Raw genomic sequence first — 25,454 nt, 5'->3', positions numbered from 1 at the left:
GCAGGATAGGGGTCCTGTAGTCGAATGTCCTGGAATGGTGGCGAGGGATTACCTCGCTGGTATACGAAAGGTGGGGCGGGGTCTTGCCTCGGTCACGCCTCCTCGGTCACGCCTCCTCGGTCACGCCTCGAAGAGCGACCGCAGCGCCACCGCCTGGCTGTCCCGCACATGCAGCAGCGTGCTCGCCGCCGCGGTCTCCTCGTCGCCCGCCGCGATCTGCCGGTAGATCAGGCCGTGCTGGGCCCGCATGTGGTCCGGCTCCGCGCGCATGCCGAACAGGAGCTGGAGCTGCCAGCTCAGCTGCTCCATCGTGCGGGCAAGCAGAGGATTGCCGGAGAGGGTCACGATGCCCTCGTGGAACGCCGTGTGCGCGGCGACCTCACGCGGCCCGTCGTCCACGTCCGACGCCTGCTCGGCCTGGCCGAGCGTGGCCCGCAGCGCGGCGAGTCCCGGCGGCTCGTCCGGCGCGCTTTCCGCCACCCGGCGCGCGGAGAGCCGGGACGCCTGGACGGCGAGCGGCTCCCACACCTCGTACAGATGCCGCACGTCGGAACGTTCCAGGCGGCGCACCCGCACCCCGCTGTGCGGCAGGAGCTCCAGGAGGCCCTCGGCGACCAGCGCGCGCATCGCCTCCCGCACGGGGACCCGCGACATCCGCAGCTCCTCGGCGACCTCGCGCTCCACCAGGCGCGCGCCCAGCGGATAGCGGCGGTCCACGATGCGCTGCCGGACGGCCTCGCGCGCCTGGGCGCTCAACGACACCCGTTCCGTACCGCTCGCACTGCCCGCCACGTGCACCGTCCTCCGTTCGGCCTGCCTGCCGTGGAGGATACGGGGCGGCCGGGCAGGGGCGGTCAGGTCGCGGCGCGCCGGTCCACGTACTCGAAGACCGCGCCGTCCGGATGCATCGCGATGAGGTTGCGGCCCGCCGGGGTCGGGACGGGGCCCGCGATGACATGGGCGCCGGACGCGTTCAGGACGGCGTACGCCTCGTCGACGTTCTCCACCGCGATCGTCGCCGAGACCTTCCGGAGGATCTCGATCTCCTTCTCGGGACCGCTCATCAACAGAAAGCACCCGACCGCCGCGACCGACACGCCCCCACGCTCGAAACGCTGCGCGGGACCGCCCGCGAGGCGTTCGTAGAAGGCGACCGAGGACTCCAGGTCCTCGACGCAGATACGCAGCGTGGCTCCCAGGATCTCCATACGGGCGAGCCTAGTTGGCCGGGCCCGGACGCGAGATCGTTTCCGGCGACTTCCGGGACATCCACCCCGTGGCGGCCACCACATCGGCCGCGATGTCCGTGACCCGCCGCCCGTCCGTCGCCACGCGCAGCGTGCCGTCGGCCGCGTGCTCCTCCAGGTGGCGGGCCATGAACGTGCTGCGGCGCAGCTGCTGTTCGAGCTCCGAGCCCTGCTCGCGGCGCGTGAGTCGCTCCTCGACGGTGGCATCCGTCGCCGTGAGGAGCACGCGGACGATGCGCGGGCCGCGCAGCGCGCTGACGAACATCCACTCCTCGCTGCCGAGCACGCTCGCCGTGTTCGTGTAGACGAGGCGCCGGCAGCCGAGATCGCGGTAATTCCCCCACATCGCCGCGAGGTTGCGCTCGGTGATCCGCGCGCGGTGCGGGTCGCCCTCCGGTGCCGGGTGGACCGTGTCCAGGGTGTCGCCCTCGATGTACGCGTGCCCCACGTCCGCCGCCCGCAGCAGCGCCGCGACCTCCCAGCCGACCGAGGACTTGCCGACCCCGGAACGGCCTCCGACGAGCAGTGCTTCCGTCGTGTGCATGGAGGGGAGCGTGGCAGGCCGGTGCGGTCTCACGCGACCCGGTATTCCTCGACCTCCTCGGTGCGCCGCAGCTCCAGGCCGTGGCCGATGCCGCCGTCGGGCCGGACGACGCCGCCCGTCGGGTCGAGGGCGCCGTCGAAGAACATCGACTCGACCCGCACATGGTCGTGGAGCCACTCGATGTGCCGCAGATTCGGTACGCACGCGGCGACCGCGGCATGCGCGTGCGGGGCGCAGCGGGCCGAGACCTCGATGCCGTGCGCCTGCGCGAGGGCCGCGGCGCGCAGCCACTCGGTCAGACCGCCGCAGCGCGTCGCGTCCAGCTGGAGGCAGTCCACGGCGGGCACCATCCGCGCGAAGTACGAGAGGTCGTAGCCGTACGCGCCGGCCGTCACGTCGCAGACCAGCGCGTCCCGCACCAGCGCGAGCCCCCGCAGGTCGTCCGAGGGCACCGGCTCCTCGAACCAGCCCACCCCGTGCTCGGCAAGCACCCGGCCCACCCGGACCGCCTGCTTGCGGGTGTAGCCGCCGCTCGCGTCGACATACAACTCGGCCTGCGAGCCGATGACGTCGCGCGCCGTGCGTACCCGCAGCACGTCGCGGGCCGCGGCCCGCCCCCAGTCCTCGCCGACCTTTATCTTGACGCGGGGTATGCCCTGGCCGTGCACCCAGCCGTTCAGCTGGGCCGCCAGATGCGTGTCGTGGTACGTCGTGAAGCCTCCGCTGCCGTAGACGGGGACCTCGTCGCGGGCCGCGCCCAGGAGACGTACGAGCGGGATCTCCAGGAGGCGTGCCTTCAGGTCCCACAGGGCGATGTCGATCGCCGACACGGCGCACGAGGCGGCGCCCGGGCGGCCGGTGTTGCGGATCGTCTTCGTCATCGCCGCGTGCGCCGCGGGGATGTCGAGCGCGTCGAGACCCGTGACCGTGGGGACCAACTGCTCGGCGATCAGGGCCACGGTGGACGCGGGAGCGTAGGTCCAGCCCGTGCCCGTCGCGTCGCCCGCCGTGACCTCGACGAACACGATCGTCGTGCTCTCCCACGCGAAGGTGCCGTCCGCCTCGGGGGCGTCCGCGGGCACCAGGTACGCGGACATGGCGGGGCTTTCGATGGGCACTGCGTCCTTCATCGGGACCGTCCTGGATCACATGCGGGGGTGGGGGCCGTGGGGCGGCGCGGCGTCGGCTCTCGCCCGCACCTGCTGCGGCGTCCACGGACGGGTATCCCGAAGCGCGCCGGGCAAACGGCGTGCGCACCCGGAGCGGGGCCCGGAGCCCGGCGGAGTTTGGCGGCGGTCCGCCGGGGCAACCGGGAGTCCCGCGTGCCCGTGCCGTCGGGAGGTCCCGCGCGGCGGGAGCCGGCGGCCCGACGCGACCGGCGGACCGCCGCGACCGAACGCCCCCAGCCAAGGAGGACCCGCCATGACCACCAGTGAACTCGCCCCGCTCGCACGGCAGTTGCGGGTCGACTCCGTCCGGGCTGCGGATGCCGCGGGATCCGGCCACCCCACCTCGTCGATGTCCGCCGCCGACCTGATGGCGGTGCTCCTGGGGCGCCACCTGCACTACGACTTCGACCGGCCCGACCATCCGGGCAACGACCGCTTCATCCTCTCCAAAGGACATGCGTCGCCCCTCCTGTACGCGGCGTACAAAGCGGCGGGCGTGGTCACCGACAGCGAGTTGCTGACCTTCCGCACCGAGGGCAGCCGTCTGGAGGGGCATCCGACGCCGCGCCGCATCCCGTGGGTGGAGACCGCCACCGGATCCCTCGGCCAGGGGCTGCCCGTCGGCGTCGGCATGGCGCTCTCGGGCAAGCGGCTCGACCGGATCCCCTACCGGGTCTGGGTGCTGTGCGGCGACAGCGAGCTGGCGGAGGGCTCGGTGTGGGAGGCGGTCGAGCACGCCGGGTACGAGCACCTGGACAATCTGACCGCCCTCGTCGACGTCAACCGCCTGGGGCAGCGCGGCCCCACCCGCCACGCGTGGGATCTCGGCGCCTACGCCCGCCGGTTCGCCGCCTTCGGCTGGCACGTCGTCGAGGTCGACGGCCACGACCTGGACGCGGTCGACCTCGCCTTCCAGGAGGCCCGCTCCACCACCCGGCAGCCCACGGCCATCCTTGCCCGCACCGTCAAGGGCAAGGGTGTCGCCGCCGTCGAGGACCGCGAGGGCATGCACGGCAAGCCCCTGCCGGAGGCACAGGCGGCGATCGAGGAGCTGGGCGGCGCGCACGATATCCGGGTCGAGGTGCGCAAGCCCGCCGCCGCGCGGGCGCTGCACGCGACGCGCACCGGTCATCTGGAGCTGCCGCGCCACGAGGTGGGCGACTCGGTCGCCACCCGCACCGCCTTCGGCCAGGCGCTCGCCGCGCTCGGCACCGCGCGCGGCGACATCGTGGCCCTCGACGGGGAGGTCGGCGACTCCACGCGGGCGGAGTACTTCGCCAAGGAGCACCCCGACCGCTACTTCGAGTGCTACATCGCCGAGCAGCAACTCGTCGCCGCCGCCGTGGGGTTGGCGGCCCGCGGCTGGGTTCCGTACGCCTCCACGTTCGCGGCCTTCTTCACCCGGGCCCACGACTTCATCCGCATGGCGGCGATCAGCGGCTCCGGCATCAACCTCGTCGGCTCCCACGCGGGCGTCGCCATCGGCCAGGACGGTCCTTCCCAGATGGGGCTCGAAGACCTGGCGATGTTCCGCGCCGTGCACGACTCGACGGTCCTGTATCCGTGCGACGCCCACCAGACGGGGCGGCTCGTCGCGCAGATGGCGGGCCTGGACGGCGTGCGCTACCTGCGCACGTCGCGCGGGGACACGCCCGTCATCTACGGGCCCGGAGAGGAGTTCCCCGTCGGCGGCTCCAAGGTCCTGCGCTCGTCCGACGCCGACCGGCTCACACTGGTGGCGGCGGGCGTGACCGTCCACGAGGCGCTGACGGCCGCCGAGTTCCTGGACCGCGAGGGCATCCAGGTGCGCGTCATCGACCTGTACTCGGTCAAGCCCGTCGACCGCGCCACCCTGCGCGAGGCCGCCGACCGCACCGGCTGTCTGCTCACCGTCGAGGACCACCGGCCGGAGGGCGGCATCGGTGACGCCGTCTGCGAGGCCTTCGGCGACGGGAGCCCGGTGCCGCGCCTGGTGCGGCTCGCGGTGCGGACGATGCCGGGTTCGGCGTCCCCCGCCGAGCAGTTGCGCGCCGCCGGAATCGACGCCGAGTCCATCGCGGCGGCGGCGCGGCTGCTCGTGGAGCAGGCGGTGGTGCGGTGAGGCCGGTCAGTGCTGCGTGGCCCCGCCGGACCGCCAGCGCTGCGTGGGCTCGCTGGACCACTAGTGCTTCCCGCGCTCCCCGGGCTTCCCGGGCTTCCCGGTCTGCGCCCTGAACCAGGCGTTGGCCGTGGGCCCGAACATAAGGACCAGCGCCGCGAGCACCGCGCTCAGATGCAGCACGCGGCTCGCGCCGAACAGGACGTCCACCACGCCCAGGTCCCGGAAGGCGTCGCCCAGCGGATGGTCGGCCAGCCACCGGACGGGCTCGACCACCAGGGACAGCGTGCCGAGGACACCGAGCCCCACGGCGAGCGTCAGGCGGGCCCAGTTCCTGCCGCGGCGCAGTTGGACGGCGACCAGGACGGCGGCCGAGAACACGGTCATCCGCACCAGCAGGCCGCCCGCGATCTCCCCGGCGGACGTGTCGCCGTCGGAGATCAGCCGGCCGACCATGAGCACCGTCTCGAAGAATCCCGCCACGACCGCGGTGATCCAGAGCGCGAACGCGGCGCGTACGGCAGGGGGAGGGGCGGGTTCGCCGCCGCCGGACCGGGGAGTGGGGAGAGGGCGCCGGACCCCCGGCCGCGCCGAGCTCTCGGCGGGCCCGTCAGGGCGCCCCTGCCCCGGATGTCTCTGCGTTCCGTTCGCCATGGTCTGCCTCGCTCACTCCGGTCCGACCTGAACCGTCCCTCTGAATCCTTCCGGCGCACGCGGCCCGGGGCACGCCCGTCAGCCCCCGTCCTCAGGTGTCGTCAGCACCCCTACGCAGCATGAAAGGAACCCCACATGACCAGCGCACGAACCCTGCGGGCGGGAGGCCACACCATCGAGCTGCACCGGCCCGACAAGGTCCTCTTCCCGGCCGACGGCACGGCGGACCGCACGACCGACGGATCGGCGGGCTCCGCGAAAGCGGGCTACACGAAAGGGGACCTCGCCGACTACTACCGGGCCGTCGCCCCGTTCATGCTGCCCCACCTGCGCGGCCGCCCCCTGATGCTGGAGCGGCACCCGGACGGCGTCGACGGGCCCCGCTTCATGCAGAAGGACACCCCCGGCCACTACCCGGACTGGATCACCCGCGCCGAGGTCGCCAAGGAGGGCGGCACCGTCACGCACACCGTCTGCGACGACACCGCCACGCTCCTCTACCTCGCCGACCAGGCCTGCCTCACGCTGCACCGCTGGACGTCCCGCGTCGGCGGCACCGGCGGCGTCACCCATCCCGACCGGCTCGTCTTCGACCTCGACCCGGCCAAGGACGACTTCGGCCCCGTGCGCGACGCCGCGCGTCTCCTGGGCGAACTGCTCGACCACGTCGGGCTGCCCTCCGCCCTGATGACCACGGGCTCGCGCGGACTGCACGTCATCGTGCCCCTCAACGGCCGCCACGACTTCGACGACGTACGCGCCTTCGCCAAGGACGTCGCCGAGACGCTCGCCCAGGCCCACCCCGAGCAGCTCACCACGGCCGCCCGCAAGAAGGACCGCGGCGACCGTCTCTACCTGGACGTGCAGCGCAACGCGTACGCGCAGACCGTCGTCGCCCCCTTCTCGGTCCGCGCACGGCCCGGCGCGCCGGTGGCCGTGCCCGTCGCCTGGGAGGCCGTCGACGACCCCGCGCTCGGCGCCCGCAGCTGGACCATCGAAGGCGCCGTCGAGCAGGCCCGCACCGACCCCTGGGCGGGACTCCTGCGCTCGGGACGCGCCCTGGGCCCGGCCCGCCGCAAGCTGCGCGCGCTGCGCGGCTGAGGTTTGGCCATGGCGCACGGGGTCACTCGGACTCGGCGCGCGGTGTGAGAGGTGAGGAGAGGGAGCAGTGAGCACGTACATCTACGGCATCGTCGGAAGCAGGCATCCGAACCTGCCGGACGACGTGAGGGAAACGAACGCCGGGGACGCCGGGGACGCCGGGAGCGGCGCGAACCGCGCGAACCGCGCGAACCGCGCGAACGGCATGGACGGCATGAACGGCATCGGTGAACCGCCCCTCCCCGTCCGGGTCGTGCGGCGCGGCGAGCTCGCCGCGCTCGTCAGCGACGCTCCCGGAGACCTGAAGCCCAAGCAGCGGGACCTGCTCGCGCACCAGAACGTCCTGTCCGAGGCCGGCCTGTGCGGCGCCGTGCTCCCGATGCGCTTCGGCAGCCTCGCGCCCGACGACGACGCGGTCCGCACGGTCCTGGCAGAACGGGCCGAGCACTACGCGGAGCGGCTGCGCGCCCTGGACAGCAGGGTCGAGTACAACGTGAAGGCCTCCCACAACGAACGCGCCGTCCTGCACCAGGTCCTCGCGGAGAATCCGGAACTGCGGGCCATGGTCGAGGCCAACCAGCTGGCAGGGGGCGGCAGCCACGAGCAGAAGCTGCGCCTCGGCGAGAAGGTCGCCGCTACCGTGCGCGCGCGGGAGTCGAGCGACGCCGATCATGTGCGGCGCGCCCTTGAGGCGACCACCGAAGCGGTCTACGCGGGGCCCGAGGGGACGGGCTGGCTGGCCGACCTCTCCTTCCTCGTGCACCGCGACGCGGCCGTGGGCTTCCTGTCCGCGGTCGCCGAACTGCGCGCGGACCAGCCCCACTTGGACCTTCGGGTGCGCGGCCCTTTGCCGCCGTACAGCTTCGTCGAGTCCGCCGGCCCCAGCCCGGCCGAGGGCCCGACCGAGCCCGCGGGCTGAGACCCGCGGGCTCGTGGACATGCTGGACATTCGGGGTTCCGAGTACGGCTACCACCGGTGGGCGGCTACCAGCGGTACCAGCGGGAGCGCGACCCGGTGGCCGTGGTGCTGCGCATCAGGAAGCCGACCAGCCAGATGACGAGCACGGCGATGGCGACCCACCAGAGAATCTTCACGGCGAACCCCGCGCCGAAGAGAAGCAGGGCAAGCAGAAGGACGAGCAGAATAGGAACCATAGTGTCTTACCTCCTGCTGCCCCGGGTATCCCCAACGGACCGATCCACGCGCGGAATCAAGAACCCGTGTGCGACTGTGCGCCACGCCACTTCACTCCGCTCCGCACGTCACTTCCGGCAGAGCACCTCTCCGTGCAGCACGGCGAACCACCCGTCGTCCCGCGTCCCCCACTCGCGCCACGCTTCGGCGAAGGACCTCAGTTCACCGGCGTCGGCGTGCCCGCCCTCGACGGCGCGTCCCGCGTAGTCGGAGGCGACCGTGCGGTCCGCCCAGAGCCCGCTCCACCAGGCGCGCTCCTCCTCCGAGCTGTAGCACCAGGTGCTCGCGCTCGCGGTGACGTCGTCGAAACCGGCCTCCAGGGCCCAGGATTTGAGGCGGCGCCCCGCGTCCGGCTCACCGCCGTTGGCGCGGGCCACCCGCCGGTACAGGTCAAGCCAGCCGTCCATGGCGGGGGAGTTGGGGTACCAGGTCATCGCCGCGTAGTCGGCGTCGCGGGCGGCGACGATGCCGCCCGGCGCGCAGACGCGCCGCATCTCGCTCAGGGCGCGCACCGGATCGCCGACGTGCTGGAGCACCTGATGCGCGTGGACGACGCAGAAGGAGTCGTCCGGGTAGTCCAGGGCGTGCACGTCGGCGACGGCGAACTCCACGTTCTCCAGGCCCCGTTCGGCCGCCGTCGCGCGGGCGCGGTCCAGGATGCCGGGCGCGTGGTCGACGCCCGTGACATGGCCGTCGGGGACGAGCTCGGCCAGATCGGCGGTGATGGTGCCGGGGCCGCAGCCGATGTCCAGGATCCGCATGTGCGGCTTCACCGAACCGACGAGATAGGCGGCCGAGTTGGCGGCGGTCCGCCAGGTGTGGGAGCGCAGCACGGACTCGTGGTGTCCATGCGTGTAGACGGCGGTCTCCTCCGGCATGACGGGAACTCCTTCGCGTTCGCTTCCGCTCGCTGCGGTGGATCGAACGGTACGCCGCCATGTCGAATAATGAGACCCGCGTATCACTATGTGGTCACCCGGTGGAGGGCAGCGGCCGGTACACGGTCAGCGCCCCGGGCAGCTTGTCGATGAGCAACCCGTCGTGGACGACGGCCACTTCACCGTCGTACGCCACCACGGTCCCGGGCTCGAGGCCGTCCACCCACAGCCTGGGAATCCGCACGGCGGCCTGCGCCCGGCCAGTGCCGGGTCGCGACGGCGTCGAAGGTGCGGTGGTTCAGGGCGATGAGGCGGGCTCGCGGAGGCATGGGGCGCGGGTGCCCCGGCGGGCGGTTTCCTTTCCCCGGCCGCCGGGCGGGTCGGAAAACCGACCCCTGCGGCAGCCGGGGGCGGCGGGCGGGACGAAACGCATTTGCAGCAACCCGTGCCACCCACAGACAATCCCCGCATGGGACATCTGGAAGCCGCGCACATCGAGTACTACCTGCCGGACGGGCGAGCTCTGCTCGGTGATGTCTCCTTCCGTGTCGGTGAGGGCGCCATCGTCGCCCTCGTCGGGGCGAACGGCGCGGGCAAGACCACCCTGCTCCGCCTGATCTCGGGCGAGATCCAGCCGCACGGCGGCACCGTCACCGTCAGCGGCGGTCTCGGCGTCATGCCGCAGTTCGTGGGATCGGTGCGCGACGAGACGACCGTGCGCGACCTGCTCGTCTCCGTGTCGAACGCCCGCATCCGCGAGACCGCGAAGGCCGTGGACGTCGCCGAGCACCTGATCATGACCGTCGACGACGAGGCCGCCCAGCTCCAGTACGCCCAGGCCCTCTCCGACTGGGCCGAGGCCCACGGCTACGAGGCCGAGACGCTCTGGGACATGTGCACCACCGCCGCGCTCGGCATCCCGTACGACAAGGCGCAGTTCCGCGAGGTCCGCACCCTCTCCGGCGGCGAGCAGAAGCGCCTGGTGCTCGAAGCCCTGCTGCGCGGCGGCGACGAGGTGCTGCTCCTGGACGAGCCGGACAACTACCTCGACGTCCCCGGAAAGCGCTGGCTCGAGGAGAAGCTCAAGGAGACGCGCAAGACCGTCCTGTTCGTCTCGCACGACCGCGAGCTCCTGGCCCGCGCCGCCGAGAAGATCGTCAGCGTCGAGCCGGGGCCCGCGGGCGCCGACGCCTGGGTGCACGGCGGCGGCTTCTCCACCTTCCACGAGGCGCGGAAGGAGCGGTTCGCGCGCTTCGAGGAGCTGCGCAGGCGCTGGGACGAGAAGCACGCCCAGCTGAAGAAGCTCGTGCTCAGCCTGCGGCAGGCCGCCTCGATCAGCCATGAGCTCGCCTCGCGGTACGCCGCGGCGCAGACCCGCCTGCGGAAGTTCGAGGAGGCCGGGCCGCCGCCCGAGCCGCCGCGCGAGCAGGACATCACCATGCGCCTTCAGGGCGGGCGGACCGGCATCCGCGCCATCACCTGCAAGAACCTTGAGCTGACCGGCCTGATGAAGCCCTTCGACATCGAGGTCTTCTACGGCGAGCGCGTCGCCGTCCTCGGCTCGAACGGCTCCGGCAAGTCGCACTTCCTGCGCCTCCTGGCCGGCGGCGACGTCGCGCACACCGGCGACTGGAAGCTCGGCGCGCGCGTCGTGGCGGGCCACTTCGCGCAGACCCACGCCCACCCCGAGCTCTTCGGCCGCACGCTCCTGGACATCCTGTGGCGCGAGCACGCCCAGGCCAAGGGGCCCGCCATGTCGCGCCTTCGCCGCTACGAGCTCACAGGACAGGCCGAGCAGCGCTTCGAGCGGCTCTCGGGCGGCCAGCAGGCGCGCTTCCAGATCCTGCTCCTGGAGCTTGAGGGCTCCACCGCCCTGCTGCTCGACGAGCCCACCGACAACCTCGACCTGGAGTCGGCCGAGGCGCTCCAGGAGGGCCTTGAGGCGTACGAAGGGACGGTGCTCGCGGTGACGCACGACCGCTGGTTCGCCCGCTCCTTCGACCGCTATCTCGTCTTCGGCAGCGACGGCCTCGTGCGCGAGACGCCGGAGCCGGTCTGGGACGAGCGCCGGGTGGAGCGGAAGCGGTAGCGCCGCCTGCCGCCAGGAGGACAATGGCGGGCATGGCAGACACGACTGGCACAGCGGGCCCGTCCGACGGGGCGGGCGACCCGCTCCTCGCCCGGCATTCGGCCGCACTCGAACTGTTCACCGACCGGGTGCACGCGGTCGGCGCCGATCAGTGGGACGCGCCGACGCCGTGCGCGGACTGGTCCGTGCGCGACCTCGTCAACCACCTCGCCGCCGAGCAGCTCTGGGTGCCCTCGCTCGTCCGTGACGGCGCCACCATCGACTCCGTCGGCGACGCCTTCGACGGCGACGTACTCGGCCCCGACCCCGTCACCTCCTGGGACACGGCCGCGGCCGCGTCCCAGGAGGCGTTCCGCGAGCCGGGCGCCCTCGACCGCACGGTTCAGCTCTCCTTCGGTGAAACCGCGGCGGACTTCTACTGCGGGCAGATGATCAGCGACCTGGTCGTGCACGCCTGGGACCTGTCCCGGGCGATCGGAGCGGACGAAAGGCTTCCGGAGGACCTCGTCGCCTTTTCCGTACGGGAAATCAAGCCGTACGCTGCGGACCTGGCGAAGACGGGGCTCTTCGCCCCCGCGGTGGAACCGCCGCAGGACGCCGACGCGCAGACGGAGCTGCTGAGTCTGCTGGGGCGCCAGGTGTAGCCGCGGGGGAGCGCGAGTGATGGCGGGGGAGCAGGTGATCACGCGTGAGTGCTGAGACGCTGAGGACGTCCTTCAGGACCGCGGACGTGGACGAGGCACGGCAGATGATCGGTGCCACGTTCTACAGCAATTTCATGGATGTCATCGACGGGCGGCGCGCCTTCCGGGCCGAGTTCGACATCGGGCAGCTCGGTGCGCTCACCCTGGGCGAGCTCAGCTGCGGCGCCGATGTGCGCATGCGGCTCGGCGAACTGGGCGCGTACCACGTGAACATACTGCTCGGCGGGCACATGAGCTTCCGGCAGGGCGGCGGCGCGGGCACCGTCGCGACGGCCGAGCGGGCCGGGGTGTTCCAGCCCGTCGGCGACACGGTGGTGGAGCGGTGGACCGGCGACTGCCGGGTCCTGGCGGTGAAGATGGACCGCGAGGCGCTCGACCGGCGCCTCGAACAGCTCCTCGGCCGGCCCGTGCGCACCCCGCTGGCGCTGGCCCCCGAGCTCGACACCACCCGCGGCCCCGGCCGCAGTTGGGCCCGGCTCGTCACGACGGTCATCGAGGACCTGCGCGAGCAGGAGCCAGGAGCGTCGCGGGCCCCGGCCTCGCTCTACACGTCGCCGCTGGTCGCGGCGCCCCTCCAGGAGGCGATCCTGAACGGGCTGCTGCTCTGCGCGGAGCATCCCTTCCGTGACGAACTCGCCGCTCCGGTGCAGAAGTTGCGCCCGGCGCCGGTGAAGCGCGCGATGGACGCCGTCCAGGAGCGGCCCGAGCATCCCTTCACTCCGGCCGGGCTCGCCGCCGAGGCGCGGGTCGGGGTGCGCTGGCTCCAGGAGGCGTTCCGCCGCTATGTGGGGATGTCCCCCATGGCGTACGTACGCGACGTGCGGCTGACCCGGGTGCGCGACGAACTGCGGGCCGCCGAGCCCGGCTCGCTCAGCGTGAGCGAGGTGGCGCACCGGTGGGGTTTCAGCCATCTGGGCAGATTCGCCGAGCAGTACCACGCCCGGTTCGGGGAGCTGCCGTCCAAGACGCTGCGGGGCTGAAGTGCCGGTGGTGAGCGGGCAGGACCGCCCGTCGCCCGGACCGTGCGTTATCCGGACAGTGGCCGCGCTCAGCGGATCGTGACCTCGGGACGACTGATTTATCGTTTCAGCTGTCACCGGTTGGGCCGGTCGCTGCCCACGGGTCCATAACCCGCCCCAGGGGCACGGCCGTGACGGACCGCCGGGGATGATCCGGCCCGGCCCCAGGCCGGGCCGGGCCCGTGCCGCGGGTCCGGTCGCTCCCCCCGCACCACCGTGCAACCGGACCCGCTCCCTCAAGGCCGGGCCGGGCCCCCGCCCGGCCGAGGGCCGGGGCAGCGGCCCGCCCGGCTTCAGGCCGATGCGGCGAGATCCCTGAGGGTCACCATGCCCACCAACTGTCCGTTCTCGACGACGGGCAGCCTGCGCACGGCGTTCTCCAGCATCAGGCTGACCGCGGACGACACCGCGTCGTCCGGTGCGACCATCACGGGGTTCGGGGTGCAGACGGCCTGCGCGCTGACGGTGAGGGGGTCGGCGCCGTCGGCGACGGCCCGCAGCGTGATGTCCCGGTCGGTGAGCACGCCGACCACGCGACCGGCCGTGGCCACCAGGACATGGCCGATGTCCTGCGCGCGCATCAGTTGTGCCGCTTCCACCAGTGAGGCATCGGGGCCCACCGCTATGACGCCCGGAGTCATGACGTCCCGTACGACAACAGCCATGGTTGCGGCCCTTCCTGCGGGGGTGAGTGCGTCCAGCCGCAGTACCCCTGTGCGGCCGGTCCATGCGGGTTTGCCCGGAAGAAGTGGGGGGACCCGGCCGATGCCCCCGCCACGGCACACCTGTGTTTGTGCCCAGGACCTCGGGGCAGGCGAAGTAGACAGTGCTTCGGACCGGAGGCACGTCCGTGGGAGCGATCTGCGCTCGCCCCGGGTGTGCCCGCCGCGACTGTGCGCGCCTCCCACGGTGACCCCTCAACCCAAGGCACCCCACAAGGGAGTTGCGACGCATCATGCGATCCGACGCGCGACAGACGAAGCGCCATCCGCACGACGACGCCCCCGACACCGCCGCCGCCTTCCGCAGGCTCACCGAGATGCCTCAGGGTCCCGAACGCGACGCTCTGCGCCAGGAGTTGGTCAAGGCCTGGCTGCCGATGGCCGAACGGCTCGCGGGCCGGTTCCGAAACCGCGGCGAAGCCCTTGATGACCTGCGTCAGGTCGCGGCCCTCGGCCTGGTCAAGGCCGTCGACCGGTACGACCCGGAGCGGGGCAGCGCCTTCGAGAGCTATGCCGTGCCGACCGTCACCGGCGAGATCAAACGCCACTTCCGCGACCACATGTGGACCCTCCATGTGCCGCGCCGTGTACAGGACTTGCGCAACCGGGTGCGGTTCGCCCGGCAGGACCTGGCCCAGACCGTGCCCGGACGCGCGCCGACCCTCGCCGAGATCGCCGAGAAGGCGCAGCTGTCCATGGAGGACGCGGCCGCGGGCCTCGAGGCGCTCGACAGCTTCACCGCGCTCTCCCTGGACGCCGAACTGCCGGGCAGCGAGGACGGATACGCGCTGCGGGACGTCCTGGGCTCGCCCGACCCCGCGCTCGACGTCGTCATCGACCGCGAGGCCGTCAAGCCCCGCATCGCCGAACTGCCCGAGCGGGAGCGCGACATCCTCTACATGCGGTTCTTCGGCGACATGACGCAGAGCCGCATCGCCGAGCAGCTCGGCATCTCGCAGATGCACGTCTCGCGTCTGATCAGCCGCTGCTGCGACCGCCTGCGCGACCAGGTCATGCAGGACGCCGCCTAATCGCTCGCGATGGCCCGGCGGCCCGGCTGTCGGGCCATCGCCAGCGCGATGTGGCGCGCCATCACGTCGACCGCCTGCGCCTCGGCCATCGAGAAGGCGAGCCGCGCCCCGCTCCTGAACAGCGTGAGCACACCCTCCACCGGGCCGTCCTGACGTCCCCGCAGCGGCACGCACAGCAGGGACGTCACCTGCGCGCGTACGAGGACGGGGGCGCCGGACGGGTCCCGGCCGAAGGAGTCCGGGTCCTCCGGGCGGACCTGGAGCATGGGTGCCCCGCCGCGTGCCGCCTCGACGACGAGGGGGCACGCGGCGGGGTCCTGTGCCAGGACGTCGCCGACCGGCGCGTCCTTCGGCCCCAGAACGGTCGTACGCCGGGCCCGTGCGGCCCCCTCGTCGGCGATCACCCAGTCCGCGAACCGCGGGTGCAGCACGCCTGCCGCCCGTTCGAGCACGGCCGCCCGGTCCCCGGCGGGAGCGGTGAGCAGCGCGCTGGTCATGGCGTCCGCGAGGTCCATCCGGGCCGTGTGCCGGGTCGCCTCGCCGAGGTCGGGGGCGTGTGTGCGGACGTTCTCCCGCGGAGCCGCGCCCGAGCCGGTGGGCGGCGTGCCCGGCTGCAGCACCACCAGGACCGCCGTCCGCGGTTCGGCGCCGGGCCGCAGTGCGGTGAGCGTCGCGCGGACCGGCAGGTGCGGATTGCGCTGGAGGTGGACGGTGAGGCTGCGGTCGCCCTCGCCGCGTGCGACCGCCGCGGTCTGCGAGCGGAACGCGACCCGGTCCGCGTGCAGCAGGAATCCGGTCAGCGGCCTGCCGGTGGCGTAGCCCGCGCGGACGCCCGTGAAGCCGGTCGCGGCGAAGTTCATCCGCCGGACCACCGCCTCCCGGTCGACCAGGGCGACGGGCAGGGGGAGCCGCTGGAAGAGGGCCCGCAGGAGCCGCTCCTCGTCCCGGCCGGAGGCGCCGCCGCCCAAGTGCCCTTCGGCGGCGAGACGTTCGTAGAGAGGCCTCAACTGGTCGGCGACATGGTCGAGTTCGAAGATGGCCGCGTCGAGAACGGTGCCGAGGTCGTCCGTCGGCACGGAGCGCGCCGACTTCAACTCGGCGACGCGGCGCACGAAATCCGCAATCTCTTCACCGAACTCCTCCGTTTTCGCCATGTGCAGAACGTATCCGCTGCGGCTGTTTTCCGGGGGGACTCACGGGAAGGCGGAGAGAAGGCGGAGGAGGAAGACCACGATGCCATTCATACCGGAACCGGACCTGGCAGGACCGGAATCAGCTCTGCCGGGACGCAGGCTCTCGGAGCTCGCCGAACAGGCCGTGCGCTGCACCACCGCGTGCTGCGGCGCGGGCACGACCGTATCGGAAGGCGGCAGCGAACACCCCGCTTCGGTGACCCACCCCGACCTGGCCCCTCTGGTCTCCGTCCAGCTGCGCTCGGGCGACGGGCCCATCCCGGACGCGCAGGAGCGGGGCGCGCCGGTGGAGACAGGTGACCTTCTGCGGGACGAGCGCTGGCCCCAGTACCGCGCGATGGCGCTCGACTCCGGCGTACGCTCCAGCATCACGCTCCCCTTCCAGCGCGCGGGGCTCACGGTCACGCTGACCCTGTTCAGCTTCCGCCCCGGCGCCCTGGACGACGTCCCGCACGGCCCTGCTCAGGCGCTCGGCGACCTCGCCACGACGGGCCTGGTGCGCGACCGCCGCTACCGCGCGGCCCTCGCCGAGCTGGACCACCTCGGCACGGCCCTGCGCACCCGCCCCGTGGTCGACCAGGCCTGCGGCATCATCATGCACGTCCTGAGCTGCGACGTGGACAAGGCCTTCACGATGCTGCGCCGCATCTCGCAGACCACGAACCGCAAGCTCTCCGATGTCGCGTCGGGGGTGGTGGAGACGCGCGGGAAGGGCCTTGAGCGAGAGCTGGCGGGACTGGCCGCGAAGGAAGGCTGACCGCTCGCTTCCCGGGGCGGGCGCCAGGACCGGGGCGGGCCCGGGCCGGAGAAACCACTCGGCCGGAGGCCCCCGCGCGCGCGGAGCGGCCCGTCACGTTTCGATGGGTTCATGCGGACGGAACCCGAAGGCCGTGGCCCTGTCCGGTACGGACCTCCCCTGCCGGAGCCAGGCCTCCCGGTCCTGCCCGAGCTGGCCGCCGTGCTCGCCGGCGCCGCGGGCCGCGCCCACGCCGAACCGCCCGGCGGCAGCCCCGCCCTCCTGGACGCCGCGAGCGGCTACTGGGCCCGGCGTGGCCTCCCGGGGGAGCGGGACCAGGTCGCCGCCGGGCCCGGGGCCGCGCCGCTGCTGCTCGCGCTGACCGCCGCGCTCGGCGGCGGCGACGTGCTGCTCCCGCGTCCCTGCCCCGCCTGGTGGGCGCCGCAGGTGCGGCTGCTCGGCCGGTCGGTGTACCACGTGCCGACGCCCGCCGAGTGCGGCGGCGTCCCCGATCCGTACGCCCTCCTGGAGACCGTCCGCCGTATCCGCGCCGAGGGCGGCACTCCCCGCCTGCTCGTGCTCTCCGTCGCCGACGACCCGACCGCCACCGTGCCGCCGCCGGAAGTCCTGCACGAAGCCGTGGAGGCGGCGGCGGACGAGGGGCTGCACATCGTCAGTGACGAGACCTGGCGTGACACCCTGCACCGCCCGCACGACACCCTGCTCATCGGCCCCGCCGAGATGGCCCCCGACCGGGTGACGGTCCTGACCGACCTCTCCGGAGCCTTCCTGCCCCCGGGCTGGCCCGCCGCGGTCGCCCGCTTCCCGGCCGGTGCGCGCGGCGCGGCGCTGCGGGCGCGCACCCTGGACGTCCTCACCGCGCTCGGGGCGTGCGTCGCGGCGCCGGTCGGGGCGGCGGCGTCGTACGCCCTGGGAGAGCCGGACGAGGTGACCGACCGGCTCGACCGCGCGACCCGCCTGCACGCGCGGGTGGCCGCCGCCGCGCAGCGCGAGGTGCTCGCCGCGGGCGCGCTCGCCCTGCCCCCGCGGGCGGGCCGCCACTTCTACGTGGACCTCGGCCCGCTCCGCCCGGCCCTGGCCGCACGCGGCGTGGGCGACTCGCAGGACCTGGAGGACTTCCTCGGCGAACGCCTGGCGATGCCCGCACCCGGCGGCCACCGCTTCGGCGACGACCTGGGCGCGCTGCGCGTGCGCCTGTCGACGGGGCCGCTGCTCGGCTCAACCCGACAGGAGCGGATGACGTCTCTCACCGCACCGGACGCGCTGGAATTGCCGCACGTGGAACGGGCGTTGAGCATGCTTGGATCGGCCTTCGACGATCTCCGCGCAGCAGCACAGCGAATGGAGCCTCCTCGGTGAAGCAACAGACGCAGACGGACCAGACGCAACAGGACGACCACGCGATCCACCCCCGGCAAGCGGGCCGCACGGAGCAGACAGAACAGGCACAGCCGACGGCGCGGGCAGCGGATACCGGGCGCGCGGACGCGGGATCCGTGGCCGCCGGGCGGGCGGGCGTCGGACGTGAGGGCTCCCGGCATGCGGATGCCGGGTCGGTGGATGCCGGGCGGGCGGGCACATGGCCTGCGGAGGTCGAGGAGGCGGATGAGCGGCACGCGGGCGCTGTGTGCGTGGGCGCGGGGCGGGCGGGCGTCGGACGTGAGGGCTGCCGGGATGTGGATGCCGGGTCGGTGGGTGCCGGGCGGGCGGGCACATGGCCTGCGGAGGTCGAGCAGGTGGACGAGCGGCACGCGGGCGCTGTGTGCGTGGGCGCGGGGCGTGCGGGCGTCGGACGTGAGGGCTGCCGGGATGTGGATGCCGGGTCGGTGGATGCCGGGTCCGTGGGTGCCGGGCGTGCGGGCGCACGGTCTGCGGAGGTCGAGCAGGCGGACGACCGGCACGCGGGCGCCGTGCGCGTGGCCGCCGGGCGTGCGGGCGTCGGACGTGAGGGCTCCCGGCATGTGGATGCCGGGTCGGTGGATGCCGGGTCCGTGGGTGCCGGGCGTGCGGGCACACGGCCTGCGGAGGTCGAGCAGGCGGACGAGCAGCACGCGGGCGCCGTGCGCGTGGGCGTTCGGCCTGCGGACGCCACCCGCCGCGCGGATGCCCGGCCCACAGACCCCCGCCCCACAGACCCCCGCCCCGCCGACGCCAGGTCTGCCGACGCCGGGCCCGGCGCTCTCTCCACCGTTCTCCTCGACCGCCCGCCCGCAGCGCCCGCAGCGCCCGCAGCGCCCGCAGCGCCCGCAGCGCCCGCAATGCCCCCCGCGCCCCCGACACCCCTCGCCCCGCCCCGCACCCCCGGCGCTCCCCGCCTGTGGCCGAAGTCGTTCGCCGATCGGCTCACCGCGCCGTTGCCGGGGCTGCGGGCCTTTGCGCGGTTTGCTCGGGAGGGGGCTCTGCGGCCCGGTCCCGAAGGTCTTGCCGACATTCAGCGGTTGCCCTTCGAGCCGGGGCCCCTGCCGCGCGTGGATTCCCGCACCGTCGCCGTCACCTGGGTCGGGCACGCCAGTTGGGTGGTGCGGGTCGGTGGGCTCACCGTTCTCACCGATCCCGTCTGGTCGCGCAAGATCCTCGGCACCCCGGCCCGCGTCACGCCCGCGGGCGTCGCCTGGAGTGCGCTGCCGCGGGTCGACGCGGTCGTCATCAGCCACAACCACTACGACCACCTGGACGCCCCGACCCTCGCCCGACTCCCCAGACAGACACCGGTGTTCGTGCCCGCCGGGCTCGGCCGGTGGTTCACGCGCCGCCGGTTCAGCAGGGTCACCGAGCTTGACTGGTGGGAGGCCGCCGAACTGGGCGGCGTGCGCCTCGACTTCGTGCCCGCCCACCACTGGTCCAAGCGGAGTCTCATGGACACCTGCCGGACGCTGTGGGGCGGCTGGGTCCTCACCGACGGCGACGGGCAGCGCGTCTACTTCGCGGGCGACACCGGATACGGCCACTGGTTCGAGCGGATCGGCGCCCGCTACCCGGGCATCGACCTCGCACTCCTGCCGATCGGCGCCTACCACCCGAGATGGTGGCTCAGCGACGTCCACTGCGATCCGGAGGAAGCGGTACGGGCCGCGGCCGACGTCGGGGCGCGCCGCCTCGCCCCGATGCACTGGGGGACGTTCCTGCTGTCGGGCGAGCCGGTCCTGGAACCGCTGACCCGGGTGCGCAGCGCCTGGGAGGCGGCGGGGATGGCTCGGGAGGATCTGTGGGATCTGCCGGTTGGTTCGTCCCGCGTACTCGCCAGGGACCCGCACTCCTAGGCCATGATCCGTCGGGCAGGGCTTTGCTCCCTGCACGCTTCTGAACACGCTTCTGACGTGCTTGTCCGCGGGCGCGTCGTGGCTTGTCGCGCAGTTCCCCGCGCCCCTTACGGGGTCCTGCCGCGCCGCAGCGGACTTCGGCGAGGCCGCTCAGGACGCCGTACGCCTGACCCTGCGCCACACCGTCGGCGCCACGCTGATCAGCACCGTCAGACCGACCGCCACCGCCACGCCCTCCCACGGCTCCGCGAAGAGGGAGCCGCCGAGAATGCCGATCAACTGGTACGTCACGGCCCAGGCGAGGCACGCGGGCACGTCCCCGCGCGCGAACTCGCGCAGCGGCATCTTCGCCATGAGGCACGCCAGCATCACCGGAATGCGCCCGGCGGGGACGAGACGGGAGAGCACGAGGACCAGGACGCCGTGGTCAGCGAGCTTCTCCTGCGCCTGCGCGAGACGGTCCTCGGGCGCCCGGTCACGAATCGCCGCGAGCCACCGCGAACCGTTCTTCGACCGCATCCCGCGCCGCCCGAGCCAGTACAGCGCCATGTCCCCGAGGAACGCGGCGAGCGCCGAGACCCCGAACACCACGAGCAGCGCGAAGGGCGCCGACTGGTGCACCGCCACCACGGCGGCGGAACTGACCAGGGCGCCCGTGGGCACCACCGGCACCAGCGCGCCGAGCACGATGAGCAGGAAGAGCGAGGGATAGCCGACCGCCTGCTGCGTCGACTCCGGCGGCACCTGGGCCGCCGCGGCGAGGATCACTGAGGCTCTCCCTTGGTGACCTCGGGCCGCACACTCTCCCCGTGCCCCAGCCGGTGCACCGCCACCTCGGGCGCGAGCCGCGCCGCCTGACGCACGAACTCCTCGCCCGGAGTGTGGAATTCATGCGGCCGTACGGCGTCCATGCCGATCGGCCAGTACGTCCCGTAATGCACCGGAACCGCGCTGCGCGGCGCGAGCCGCGCCAGCGCCACGGCCGCGCGCGCCGCGTCGAGGTGACCATGGCCGAGATACGGCCCCCAGCCGCCGACCGGAAGCAGCGCCACGTCGACATCCCCGACCTCGTCGGCCATCGAGTCGAAGAGCCCGGTGTCCCCGGCGAAGTACGTCCGCGCCTCACCCCGCACGACGAAGCCGAGAGCGGGCGTGCCGTGCGGCCCCACGGGCAGCCGCCGCCCGTCGTGCCGCGCCGTCACCACGCGGACGACGAGGTCGCCGACCCGCACCTCGTCCCCCGGCACGACCTCGATGAGATGCAGATGGGAGAGCCTGCGCGCCAGCCCCGGCACCTGCCGGCGGGCGCCGCGCGGGAGCAGCACGCGCGTGCCGGGGACGATCCGCGCGAGGGACGGCAGATGCAGATGGTCGGCGTGCAGATGGGACAGGAGCACGGCGTCGGCGACGGCCGCCTCGGGGGGCGGGAGCGCGCCCCTGCGCCGGCGCAGATGGGCGAGGCGAGGGGCGAACAGCGGGTCGGTGAGCACCCGGAGCCCCGAGTCCTCGACCGTGCAGGTGGCGTGACCCCACCAGGTGATCTCCACCGGCACTCCGGTTCCTCCTTCGCGCGACTGTTTACGAGCCTACGGCCAGGAGTAGGGTCTTCGGCTGACGCCAGTGGTGAGGACGCCAGAGGTGAGGGGAACGCGATGGGAGATGCCGCGAGCGTGACAGTGCTGCGGGTCGCGGCGATCGCCAGCCTGACACCGCTGGAGGAGCTGGACGCCGACCCCTTCCTGGTGGACTCCCGCAGCCAGCACGAGATGTGCGCGCAGTGGGCCACCGCCCGGGGGTACGTCATCACCCGGGAGCTCGTCGTCCGGGGTCTTCCCGCCGACCACGCCGTGCTCTGGACGGACGTCGACGAAGGCCTGGTGGACCTCTTCGTCGTGCCGAGCCGCCGGGTCCTGGACCGCGCGCTGCGCTCGCCGGACGAGTTCACCGCGGAGTGCGGGCGGCGCGGTGTGCGGATCGAGACGGCGGGCCTCGCGGAACCGTCGTACGACGCGGTGATGAAGGCCCACGTCCACCGGCGGCTCTCCATGCCGACCGCGGGATACGACGGCCGCTGATCCGTCCCCGCCCACCGACCCGTTCACCCTGTGACACGCTGGTGTCCGGATCTGTCATGAAACGTGAGGCGGCGGGCGTGGGGCGAGGGCGATGGCGGGCGGTCGGCAGCGCACTGTGGCGCTCCGTCGCGGTGTGGCTGGTCAGTACGCTCACCATGCTCGCGCTCGCCGGGATCCTGCCGGACTTCCAGTTGCAGTCCGACGACGGCGACAGCGCCACCCGCATCGCCGTCACCGCCGCCCTGGGCGCAGGCGCCTTCGGCCTGCTCTCCTCGCTGGTGTGGCCCCTGCTCGTGCGGGCGCTGCTGCTCGTGCCCGCGCTCGTGCTCGGTCTTCTCGCCTTCTTCCTCAACGGGTCGCTGCTCCTGCTCGCCCTGAGGCTGATCCCCGACGGCCGCGGTGACGCCAACCCGGAGACCGCCGTCGTGGTCGCCGCCGTCATGTCCGCCGTCGCCTCCGCCACCGGCGGCGCCCTCGCCGTCCGCGACGACGACGCCTACCGCCGCCGCCTCTACCGCCTCGCCGACCGCAGGCGCCGCCGCCGTGCCGAAGGGCACGTCGGCCCCGTCCCGCCCGGCACCGTCTTCATCCAGCTCGACGGCGTCGGCCACGACGTCCTGCGCACCGCCGCGGACAAGGGCCTGATGCCGACCGTCGCGGGCTGGCTGGGACAGGACGGTGCGCCCAGCCATCGCCTCACGCCCTGGCGCACCGACTGGTCGAGCCAGACAGGGGCCAGCCAGCTCGGCATCCTGCACGGCTCGAACCACGACGTCCCCGCCTTCCGCTGGTACGAGAAGGACACCGGCGAGGTCATGGTCTCCAACCGGCCCGCGTCCGCCGTCGAACTCCAGCGCCGCGCCATCGAGCGCACCGGCGACGGCGGCCTGCTCACCTTCGACGGAGCCAGCCGCGGCAACCTCTTCAGCGGCGGCGCCGAGCAGCTCGCCCTCGTGCTCTCCATGGCCGCACGCCGCGGCAGGAAGAACCGCTCGCGCGCCGGGTACTTCGCCTACTTCTCCGACCCCGCCAACGCCGTCCGCACCGCCCTGTCCTTCGTCGCCGAAGTCGGCCGGGAGATCGGCGAGTCGACCCGCGCCCGGATCAAAAAGCGCCGCCCGCGCATCGGCCGTGGCGGGCTCTACCCCTTCATCCGCGCCTTCGCGACCGTCGTCGAACGCGATGTCGTCGTCGCCGCCGTCATAGGGGACATGCTCGCCGGGCGCAGCGCGGTCTACGCCGACCTCGTCGCGTACGACGAAGTGGCCCACCACTCGGGGCCCGTCGGCAGCGACGTGGACAAGGTGCTCCAGCGGCTCGACCGGTCCCTCGCGCTGATCGCGAAGGTCGCCGAACACGCCCCCCGCGCCTACCGCATCGTGGTCCTCTCCGACCACGGCCAGAGCCCGGGCGAGACCTTCCGCGCCCGCTACGGCCTCACCCTCGGCGACCTCGTCAGGGCCGGCTGCGGCCTTCCCGTGCCGCGCAGGGCCCAGCGCACGCACAGCGGTGCCGAGGCCCGCTCGACGGTCCGCACCGCCCTGCGCCGCCCCGTCGAGGAGGGCGCGGGAGAGCACCGCCCCGCCCGCCGCGCGGAGCCCATCGTCCTCGCGTCCGGCAACCTCGGCCTCGTCTCCTTCCCCGACGTCCCACGCCGCATGACCCGCGAGGAGATCGACCTGCGCCACCCGGCGCTCCTGCCCACCCTCGCCAACCACCCGGGCATCGGCTTCCTCCTCGTACGCAGTCAGGAGCGCGGCCCGGTCGTCCTCGGCGCACGCGGCTCCGAGGTGTATCTCGACGAGGACACGGGCGACCTCGGGCCGCTCGCCGACTTCGGGCCCGGCGCCGCCGACGCCGTGCGCCGCACCGACGGCTTCCCGCACGTCGCCGACGTCATGGTCAACTCCTGGTACGACCCCCAGGACGGCGAAGTCCTCGCCTTCGAGGAGCAGATCGGCTCGCACGGCGGACTCGGCGGCGCCCAGGCCCACCCCTTCCTCCTCTCGCCCCTCGTACTCTCCGCGCCGCTCGACGAGGGGCACGAACTCGTCGGCGCCGAGCGGGTGCACGACGTGCTCCGGCGCTGGCTCGGCGAGTACCAAGGACCCGAGATTCCGCTGGTGGGAGGGGTTGCCGGGGCTGCGGACGATTCCCGGTCGGGTGACCTCGGCGGCACAGCTTTTGCGGCCGTCGACCCTGCCGCGCAGGACAAAACGCGCTGATTTTGCGCGGTTCCCGCCGTGTCCGACCATGTCTGACGCCCCGGCGATCCCGGGCGTCCGGCACGATGAGAGGCACCACCCCATGCACGACACCGGAACCGCGATCAAGACGGCTCCGGCCCCCGACCAGGAAGAACAGCGGACAGAGCGGCCCGAGGAGCAGCCCAGCAAGCACGCTCGCCGCTTCGGACTCCCCATCGCCACCTGCCTCGTCATGGGCAACATCATCGGCGGCGGCATCTTCCTGCTCCCGGCCTCCGTCGCCCCCTTCGGGACCATCAGCCTCGTCGCGTTCGGCGTCCTGACCCTGGGCGCGATCGCCCTCGCCCTGGTCTTCGGGCGGCTCGCGCAGCGCGATCCGCGCACCGGCGGACCGTACGTCTACGCGCGCGAGGCCTTCGGTGACTTCGCGGGATTCCTCGCGGCCTGGTCCTACTGGGCCACCGCCTGGGTGTCGAACGCCGCGCTCGCCGTGGCGGCCGTCGGCTATCTCGACGTCCTGATACCGGTGGGCGACCACAAGTGGACCGCCTGCCTGGCCGCTCTCGTGCTGCAACTCCTGCCCGCGCTCGCGAACTTCGCGGGCACGCGGTACGTCGGCGCGGTCCAGGTCGTCGCCACCGTCTTGAAGTTCCTGCCGCTGATCCTCGTCGCGGTCGGCGGGCTCTTCTTCTTCGACAGCGCCAACCTCGGGCCTTTCCAGGCGAGCGACGACAGCCCGGTCGGTGCGATCTCCGCCTCCGCCGCGATCCTGCTCTTCTCCTACCTGGGAGTGGAGTCGGCCGCCGTCAGCGCCGGTGAAGTGCGCGACCCGCGGCGCAACGTCGGGCGCGCCACCATCCTCGGCACCCTCGGCGCCGCCCTCGTCTACCTGCTCGGCACCATCGCCGTCTTCGGCACCGTCGCCCACGACAAGCTCGTCGGCTCCACCGCGCCGTTCTCGGACGCCGTCAACGTCATGTTCGGCGGCTCCTGGGGCGGTACGGCGGTGGCGTGCGCCGCGGTCGTGTCGATCCTCGGCGCCCTGAACGGCTGGACCCTGCTGAGCGCCCAGACGCCGTACGCGGCCGCCAAGGACGGCCTCTTCCCGCCGGCCTTCGCGAGGAAGCGGCGCGGCGTGCCGACCATGGGCGTCCTGGTCACCGTCGTCCTCGCCTCGCTGCTCACCGTCTACAACTACACGGCCGGATCGAGCGGCGTCTTCGAGTCCCTCGTCCTGATCACCACGTTCACCGCGACCGTGCCCTACCTCCTGGCCACCGCCGCGCAGATCTACTTCCTCGTCTCCGGACAGGGCGAGCGCGTCAACCGGGCCCGCCTGGTGCGGGACGGCGTCCTCGCGGGCATCGCGTGCGGGTTCTCCATGTGGCTGGTCGCCGGGTCCGGATACGCGGCCGTCTACCAGGGCGTCCTGTTCCTCTTCGCGGGCGTGCTCGTCCACGCGTGGATGGCGGCCCGCAAGGAGCGGACCGCCACCCACTGACTGCTAGCCC

Annotated in this window: 25 protein-coding genes; 13 read left to right on the top strand and 12 right to left on the bottom strand. The window is 73.2% G+C overall.

Features of this window, described 5'->3' with window-relative positions; genetic code table 11:
* Positions 1 to 120 precede the first annotated feature (120 nt).
* The 4 genes from M4V62_RS09010 to M4V62_RS08995 are packed head-to-tail and all read right to left on the bottom strand — an operon-like array spanning position 121 to position 2,921.
* Positions 121 to 798: a GntR family transcriptional regulator gene (locus tag M4V62_RS09010; protein ID WP_425575028.1), complete on the bottom strand. Its 678-nt coding sequence runs from the start codon at positions 796 to 798 to the stop codon at positions 121 to 123.
* 56 nt (positions 799 to 854) lie between these two features.
* Complete coding sequence (locus M4V62_RS09005; protein WP_249586715.1) at positions 855 to 1,208, bottom strand: VOC family protein; 354 nt, start codon at positions 1,206 to 1,208, stop codon at positions 855 to 857.
* A gap of 10 nt (positions 1,209 to 1,218) precedes the next feature.
* Positions 1,219 to 1,791, bottom strand: a complete 573-nt coding sequence (locus tag M4V62_RS09000) for a nucleoside/nucleotide kinase family protein (RefSeq protein ID WP_249586714.1) — start codon at positions 1,789 to 1,791, stop codon at positions 1,219 to 1,221.
* Between the two features lie 29 nt (positions 1,792 to 1,820).
* Entirely contained in the window at positions 1,821 to 2,921 is a 1,101-nt protein-coding gene (locus M4V62_RS08995) for an enolase C-terminal domain-like protein (RefSeq protein WP_249586713.1), read from the bottom strand.
* Positions 2,922 to 3,213: 292 nt separating this feature from the next.
* On the opposite strand from M4V62_RS08995, the gene M4V62_RS08990 reads away from it, so the two are divergent.
* The gene (locus M4V62_RS08990; protein ID WP_249586712.1) at positions 3,214 to 5,061 is read left to right on the top strand and encodes a transketolase; all 1,848 of its coding nucleotides are present in this window, start codon (positions 3,214 to 3,216) and stop codon (positions 5,059 to 5,061) included.
* 60 nt (positions 5,062 to 5,121) lie between these two features.
* On the opposite strand, the gene M4V62_RS08985 is transcribed toward M4V62_RS08990, so the two are convergent.
* A complete protein-coding gene (locus M4V62_RS08985; RefSeq protein ID WP_249586711.1) occupies positions 5,122 to 5,712 on the bottom strand; it encodes a hypothetical protein in 591 nt (196 codons plus the stop codon).
* Between the two features lie 135 nt (positions 5,713 to 5,847).
* Here M4V62_RS08985 and ligD point away from each other — a divergent pair, with 135 nt between their 5' ends.
* Both ligD and M4V62_RS08975 read left to right on the top strand, forming a co-directional pair.
* On the top strand, positions 5,848 to 6,813 hold the full coding sequence (gene ligD, locus M4V62_RS08980) for a non-homologous end-joining DNA ligase (protein ID WP_249586710.1): 966 nt from the start codon (positions 5,848 to 5,850) through the stop codon (positions 6,811 to 6,813).
* 67 nt (positions 6,814 to 6,880) lie between these two features.
* A complete protein-coding gene (locus M4V62_RS08975; protein WP_249586709.1) occupies positions 6,881 to 7,732 on the top strand; it encodes a GvpL/GvpF family gas vesicle protein in 852 nt (283 codons plus the stop codon).
* Positions 7,733 to 7,797: 65 nt separating this feature from the next.
* On the opposite strand, the gene M4V62_RS08970 is transcribed toward M4V62_RS08975, so the two are convergent.
* The 3 genes from M4V62_RS08970 to M4V62_RS08960 all read right to left on the bottom strand — a co-directional run bounded on the left by M4V62_RS08970 (position 7,798) and on the right by M4V62_RS08960 (position 9,130).
* The gene (locus M4V62_RS08970; RefSeq protein WP_249586708.1) at positions 7,798 to 7,968 is read right to left on the bottom strand and encodes a hydrophobic protein; all 171 of its coding nucleotides are present in this window, start codon (positions 7,966 to 7,968) and stop codon (positions 7,798 to 7,800) included.
* Between the two features lie 108 nt (positions 7,969 to 8,076).
* Positions 8,077 to 8,886: a class I SAM-dependent methyltransferase gene (locus M4V62_RS08965; RefSeq protein ID WP_249586707.1), complete on the bottom strand. Its 810-nt coding sequence runs from the start codon at positions 8,884 to 8,886 to the stop codon at positions 8,077 to 8,079.
* Between the two features lie 94 nt (positions 8,887 to 8,980).
* Positions 8,981 to 9,130 carry a hypothetical protein gene (locus M4V62_RS08960; RefSeq protein WP_249586706.1) on the bottom strand — a complete coding sequence of 50 codons (150 nt, stop codon included), beginning with the start codon at positions 9,128 to 9,130 and terminating at the stop codon, positions 8,981 to 8,983.
* 225 nt (positions 9,131 to 9,355) lie between these two features.
* Here M4V62_RS08960 and M4V62_RS08955 point away from each other — a divergent pair, with 225 nt between their 5' ends.
* From M4V62_RS08955 to M4V62_RS08945, 3 genes are read left to right on the top strand one after another with little or no spacing between them, the layout of a single operon-like run.
* Positions 9,356 to 10,975, top strand: coding sequence for an ABC-F family ATP-binding cassette domain-containing protein (locus M4V62_RS08955; protein WP_249586705.1), 1,620 nt, complete (start codon positions 9,356 to 9,358; stop codon positions 10,973 to 10,975).
* Positions 10,976 to 11,007: 32 nt separating this feature from the next.
* A complete protein-coding gene (locus M4V62_RS08950; protein ID WP_249586704.1) occupies positions 11,008 to 11,619 on the top strand; it encodes a TIGR03086 family metal-binding protein in 612 nt (203 codons plus the stop codon).
* A 44-nt stretch (positions 11,620 to 11,663) separates the two neighbouring features.
* The gene (locus tag M4V62_RS08945) at positions 11,664 to 12,659 is read left to right on the top strand and encodes an AraC family transcriptional regulator (RefSeq protein WP_249586703.1); all 996 of its coding nucleotides are present in this window, start codon (positions 11,664 to 11,666) and stop codon (positions 12,657 to 12,659) included.
* Positions 12,660 to 12,991: 332 nt separating this feature from the next.
* On the opposite strand, the gene M4V62_RS08940 is transcribed toward M4V62_RS08945, so the two are convergent.
* Positions 12,992 to 13,363 (bottom strand): CBS domain-containing protein, encoded by a 372-nt coding sequence (locus M4V62_RS08940; protein WP_249586702.1) that lies wholly within the window; start codon positions 13,361 to 13,363, stop codon positions 12,992 to 12,994.
* 290 nt (positions 13,364 to 13,653) lie between these two features.
* Here M4V62_RS08940 and M4V62_RS08935 point away from each other — a divergent pair, with 290 nt between their 5' ends.
* Positions 13,654 to 14,451: an RNA polymerase sigma factor SigF gene (locus tag M4V62_RS08935; protein WP_249586701.1), complete on the top strand. Its 798-nt coding sequence runs from the start codon at positions 13,654 to 13,656 to the stop codon at positions 14,449 to 14,451.
* Here the strand turns inward: M4V62_RS08935 and M4V62_RS08930 are convergent.
* Positions 14,448 to 15,605 carry a GAF domain-containing protein gene (locus tag M4V62_RS08930; RefSeq protein ID WP_249586700.1) on the bottom strand — a complete coding sequence of 386 codons (1,158 nt, stop codon included), beginning with the start codon at positions 15,603 to 15,605 and terminating at the stop codon, positions 14,448 to 14,450. The two genes, M4V62_RS08935 and M4V62_RS08930, sit on opposite strands and share 4 nt — an antisense overlap.
* A gap of 79 nt (positions 15,606 to 15,684) precedes the next feature.
* Between M4V62_RS08930 and M4V62_RS08925 the strand changes: the two genes are divergently transcribed.
* The 3 genes from M4V62_RS08925 to M4V62_RS08915 all read left to right on the top strand — a co-directional run bounded on the left by M4V62_RS08925 (position 15,685) and on the right by M4V62_RS08915 (position 19,661).
* Positions 15,685 to 16,401, top strand: a complete 717-nt coding sequence (locus M4V62_RS08925) for an ANTAR domain-containing response regulator (RefSeq protein WP_249586699.1) — start codon at positions 15,685 to 15,687, stop codon at positions 16,399 to 16,401.
* 111 nt (positions 16,402 to 16,512) lie between these two features.
* Positions 16,513 to 17,760 (top strand): aminotransferase class I/II-fold pyridoxal phosphate-dependent enzyme, encoded by a 1,248-nt coding sequence (locus M4V62_RS08920; protein ID WP_249586698.1) that lies wholly within the window; start codon positions 16,513 to 16,515, stop codon positions 17,758 to 17,760.
* Positions 17,761 to 18,659: 899 nt separating this feature from the next.
* Positions 18,660 to 19,661 carry an MBL fold metallo-hydrolase gene (locus M4V62_RS08915; RefSeq protein ID WP_249592747.1) on the top strand — a complete coding sequence of 334 codons (1,002 nt, stop codon included), beginning with the start codon at positions 18,660 to 18,662 and terminating at the stop codon, positions 19,659 to 19,661.
* 150 nt (positions 19,662 to 19,811) lie between these two features.
* Here M4V62_RS08915 and M4V62_RS08910 read toward each other — a convergent pair whose 3' ends face one another.
* Together M4V62_RS08910 and M4V62_RS08905 are read right to left on the bottom strand one after the other, a co-directional pair.
* Positions 19,812 to 20,426 carry a DedA family protein gene (locus tag M4V62_RS08910; protein WP_249592746.1) on the bottom strand — a complete coding sequence of 205 codons (615 nt, stop codon included), beginning with the start codon at positions 20,424 to 20,426 and terminating at the stop codon, positions 19,812 to 19,814.
* The gene (locus M4V62_RS08905) at positions 20,426 to 21,214 is read right to left on the bottom strand and encodes an MBL fold metallo-hydrolase (protein ID WP_249586697.1); all 789 of its coding nucleotides are present in this window, start codon (positions 21,212 to 21,214) and stop codon (positions 20,426 to 20,428) included. Before M4V62_RS08905 ends, M4V62_RS08910 begins: the two co-directional genes overlap by 1 nt.
* 99 nt (positions 21,215 to 21,313) lie before the next feature.
* Here M4V62_RS08905 and M4V62_RS08900 point away from each other — a divergent pair, with 99 nt between their 5' ends.
* From M4V62_RS08900 to M4V62_RS08890, 3 genes are all read left to right on the top strand, one after another.
* Positions 21,314 to 21,736: a hypothetical protein gene (locus M4V62_RS08900; RefSeq protein ID WP_425575029.1), complete on the top strand. Its 423-nt coding sequence runs from the start codon at positions 21,314 to 21,316 to the stop codon at positions 21,734 to 21,736.
* A 56-nt stretch (positions 21,737 to 21,792) separates the two neighbouring features.
* Complete coding sequence (locus M4V62_RS08895) at positions 21,793 to 23,961, top strand: phage holin family protein (RefSeq protein WP_249586696.1); 2,169 nt, start codon at positions 21,793 to 21,795, stop codon at positions 23,959 to 23,961.
* Between the two features lie 82 nt (positions 23,962 to 24,043).
* Entirely contained in the window at positions 24,044 to 25,444 is a 1,401-nt protein-coding gene (locus M4V62_RS08890; RefSeq protein WP_249586695.1) for an amino acid permease, read from the top strand.
* Positions 25,445 to 25,454 lie beyond the last annotated feature (10 nt).

Source organism: Streptomyces durmitorensis (assembly GCF_023498005.1).
In the GTDB taxonomy this organism is placed as follows: domain Bacteria; phylum Actinomycetota; class Actinomycetes; order Streptomycetales; family Streptomycetaceae; genus Streptomyces; species Streptomyces durmitorensis.
This window is presented reverse-complemented; position numbering and strand designations above follow the sequence as displayed.

Bases quoted from the DNA above. Each gene is read 5' to 3' on its own strand.
- M4V62_RS09005 (WP_249586715.1), bottom strand. From the start codon at position 1,208: ATGGAGATCCTGGGAGCCACGCTGCGTATCTGCGTCGAGGACCTGGAG.
- M4V62_RS09000 (WP_249586714.1), bottom strand. From the start codon at position 1,791: ATGCACACGACGGAAGCACTGCTCGTCGGAGGCCGTTCCGGGGTCGGC.
- M4V62_RS08995 (WP_249586713.1), bottom strand. From the start codon at position 2,921: ATGAAGGACGCAGTGCCCATCGAAAGCCCCGCCATGTCCGCGTACCTG.
- M4V62_RS08990 (WP_249586712.1), top strand. From the start codon at position 3,214: ATGACCACCAGTGAACTCGCCCCGCTCGCACGGCAGTTGCGGGTCGAC.
- M4V62_RS08985 (WP_249586711.1), bottom strand. From the start codon at position 5,712: ATGGCGAACGGAACGCAGAGACATCCGGGGCAGGGGCGCCCTGACGGG.
- ligD (WP_249586710.1), top strand. From the start codon at position 5,848: ATGACCAGCGCACGAACCCTGCGGGCGGGAGGCCACACCATCGAGCTG.
- M4V62_RS08970 (WP_249586708.1), bottom strand. From the start codon at position 7,968: ATGGTTCCTATTCTGCTCGTCCTTCTGCTTGCCCTGCTTCTCTTCGGC.
- M4V62_RS08965 (WP_249586707.1), bottom strand. From the start codon at position 8,886: ATGCCGGAGGAGACCGCCGTCTACACGCATGGACACCACGAGTCCGTG.
- M4V62_RS08955 (WP_249586705.1), top strand. From the start codon at position 9,356: ATGGGACATCTGGAAGCCGCGCACATCGAGTACTACCTGCCGGACGGG.
- M4V62_RS08950 (WP_249586704.1), top strand. From the start codon at position 11,008: ATGGCAGACACGACTGGCACAGCGGGCCCGTCCGACGGGGCGGGCGAC.
- M4V62_RS08940 (WP_249586702.1), bottom strand. From the start codon at position 13,363: ATGGCTGTTGTCGTACGGGACGTCATGACTCCGGGCGTCATAGCGGTG.
- M4V62_RS08935 (WP_249586701.1), top strand. From the start codon at position 13,654: ATGCGATCCGACGCGCGACAGACGAAGCGCCATCCGCACGACGACGCC.
- M4V62_RS08930 (WP_249586700.1), bottom strand. From the start codon at position 15,605: ATGGCGAAAACGGAGGAGTTCGGTGAAGAGATTGCGGATTTCGTGCGC.
- M4V62_RS08925 (WP_249586699.1), top strand. From the start codon at position 15,685: ATGCCATTCATACCGGAACCGGACCTGGCAGGACCGGAATCAGCTCTG.
- M4V62_RS08920 (WP_249586698.1), top strand. From the start codon at position 16,513: ATGCGGACGGAACCCGAAGGCCGTGGCCCTGTCCGGTACGGACCTCCC.
- M4V62_RS08915 (WP_249592747.1), top strand. From the start codon at position 18,660: ATGCCCCCCGCGCCCCCGACACCCCTCGCCCCGCCCCGCACCCCCGGC.
- M4V62_RS08900 (WP_425575029.1), top strand. From the start codon at position 21,314: ATGGGAGATGCCGCGAGCGTGACAGTGCTGCGGGTCGCGGCGATCGCC.
- M4V62_RS08895 (WP_249586696.1), top strand. From the start codon at position 21,793: ATGAAACGTGAGGCGGCGGGCGTGGGGCGAGGGCGATGGCGGGCGGTC.
- M4V62_RS08890 (WP_249586695.1), top strand. From the start codon at position 24,044: ATGCACGACACCGGAACCGCGATCAAGACGGCTCCGGCCCCCGACCAG.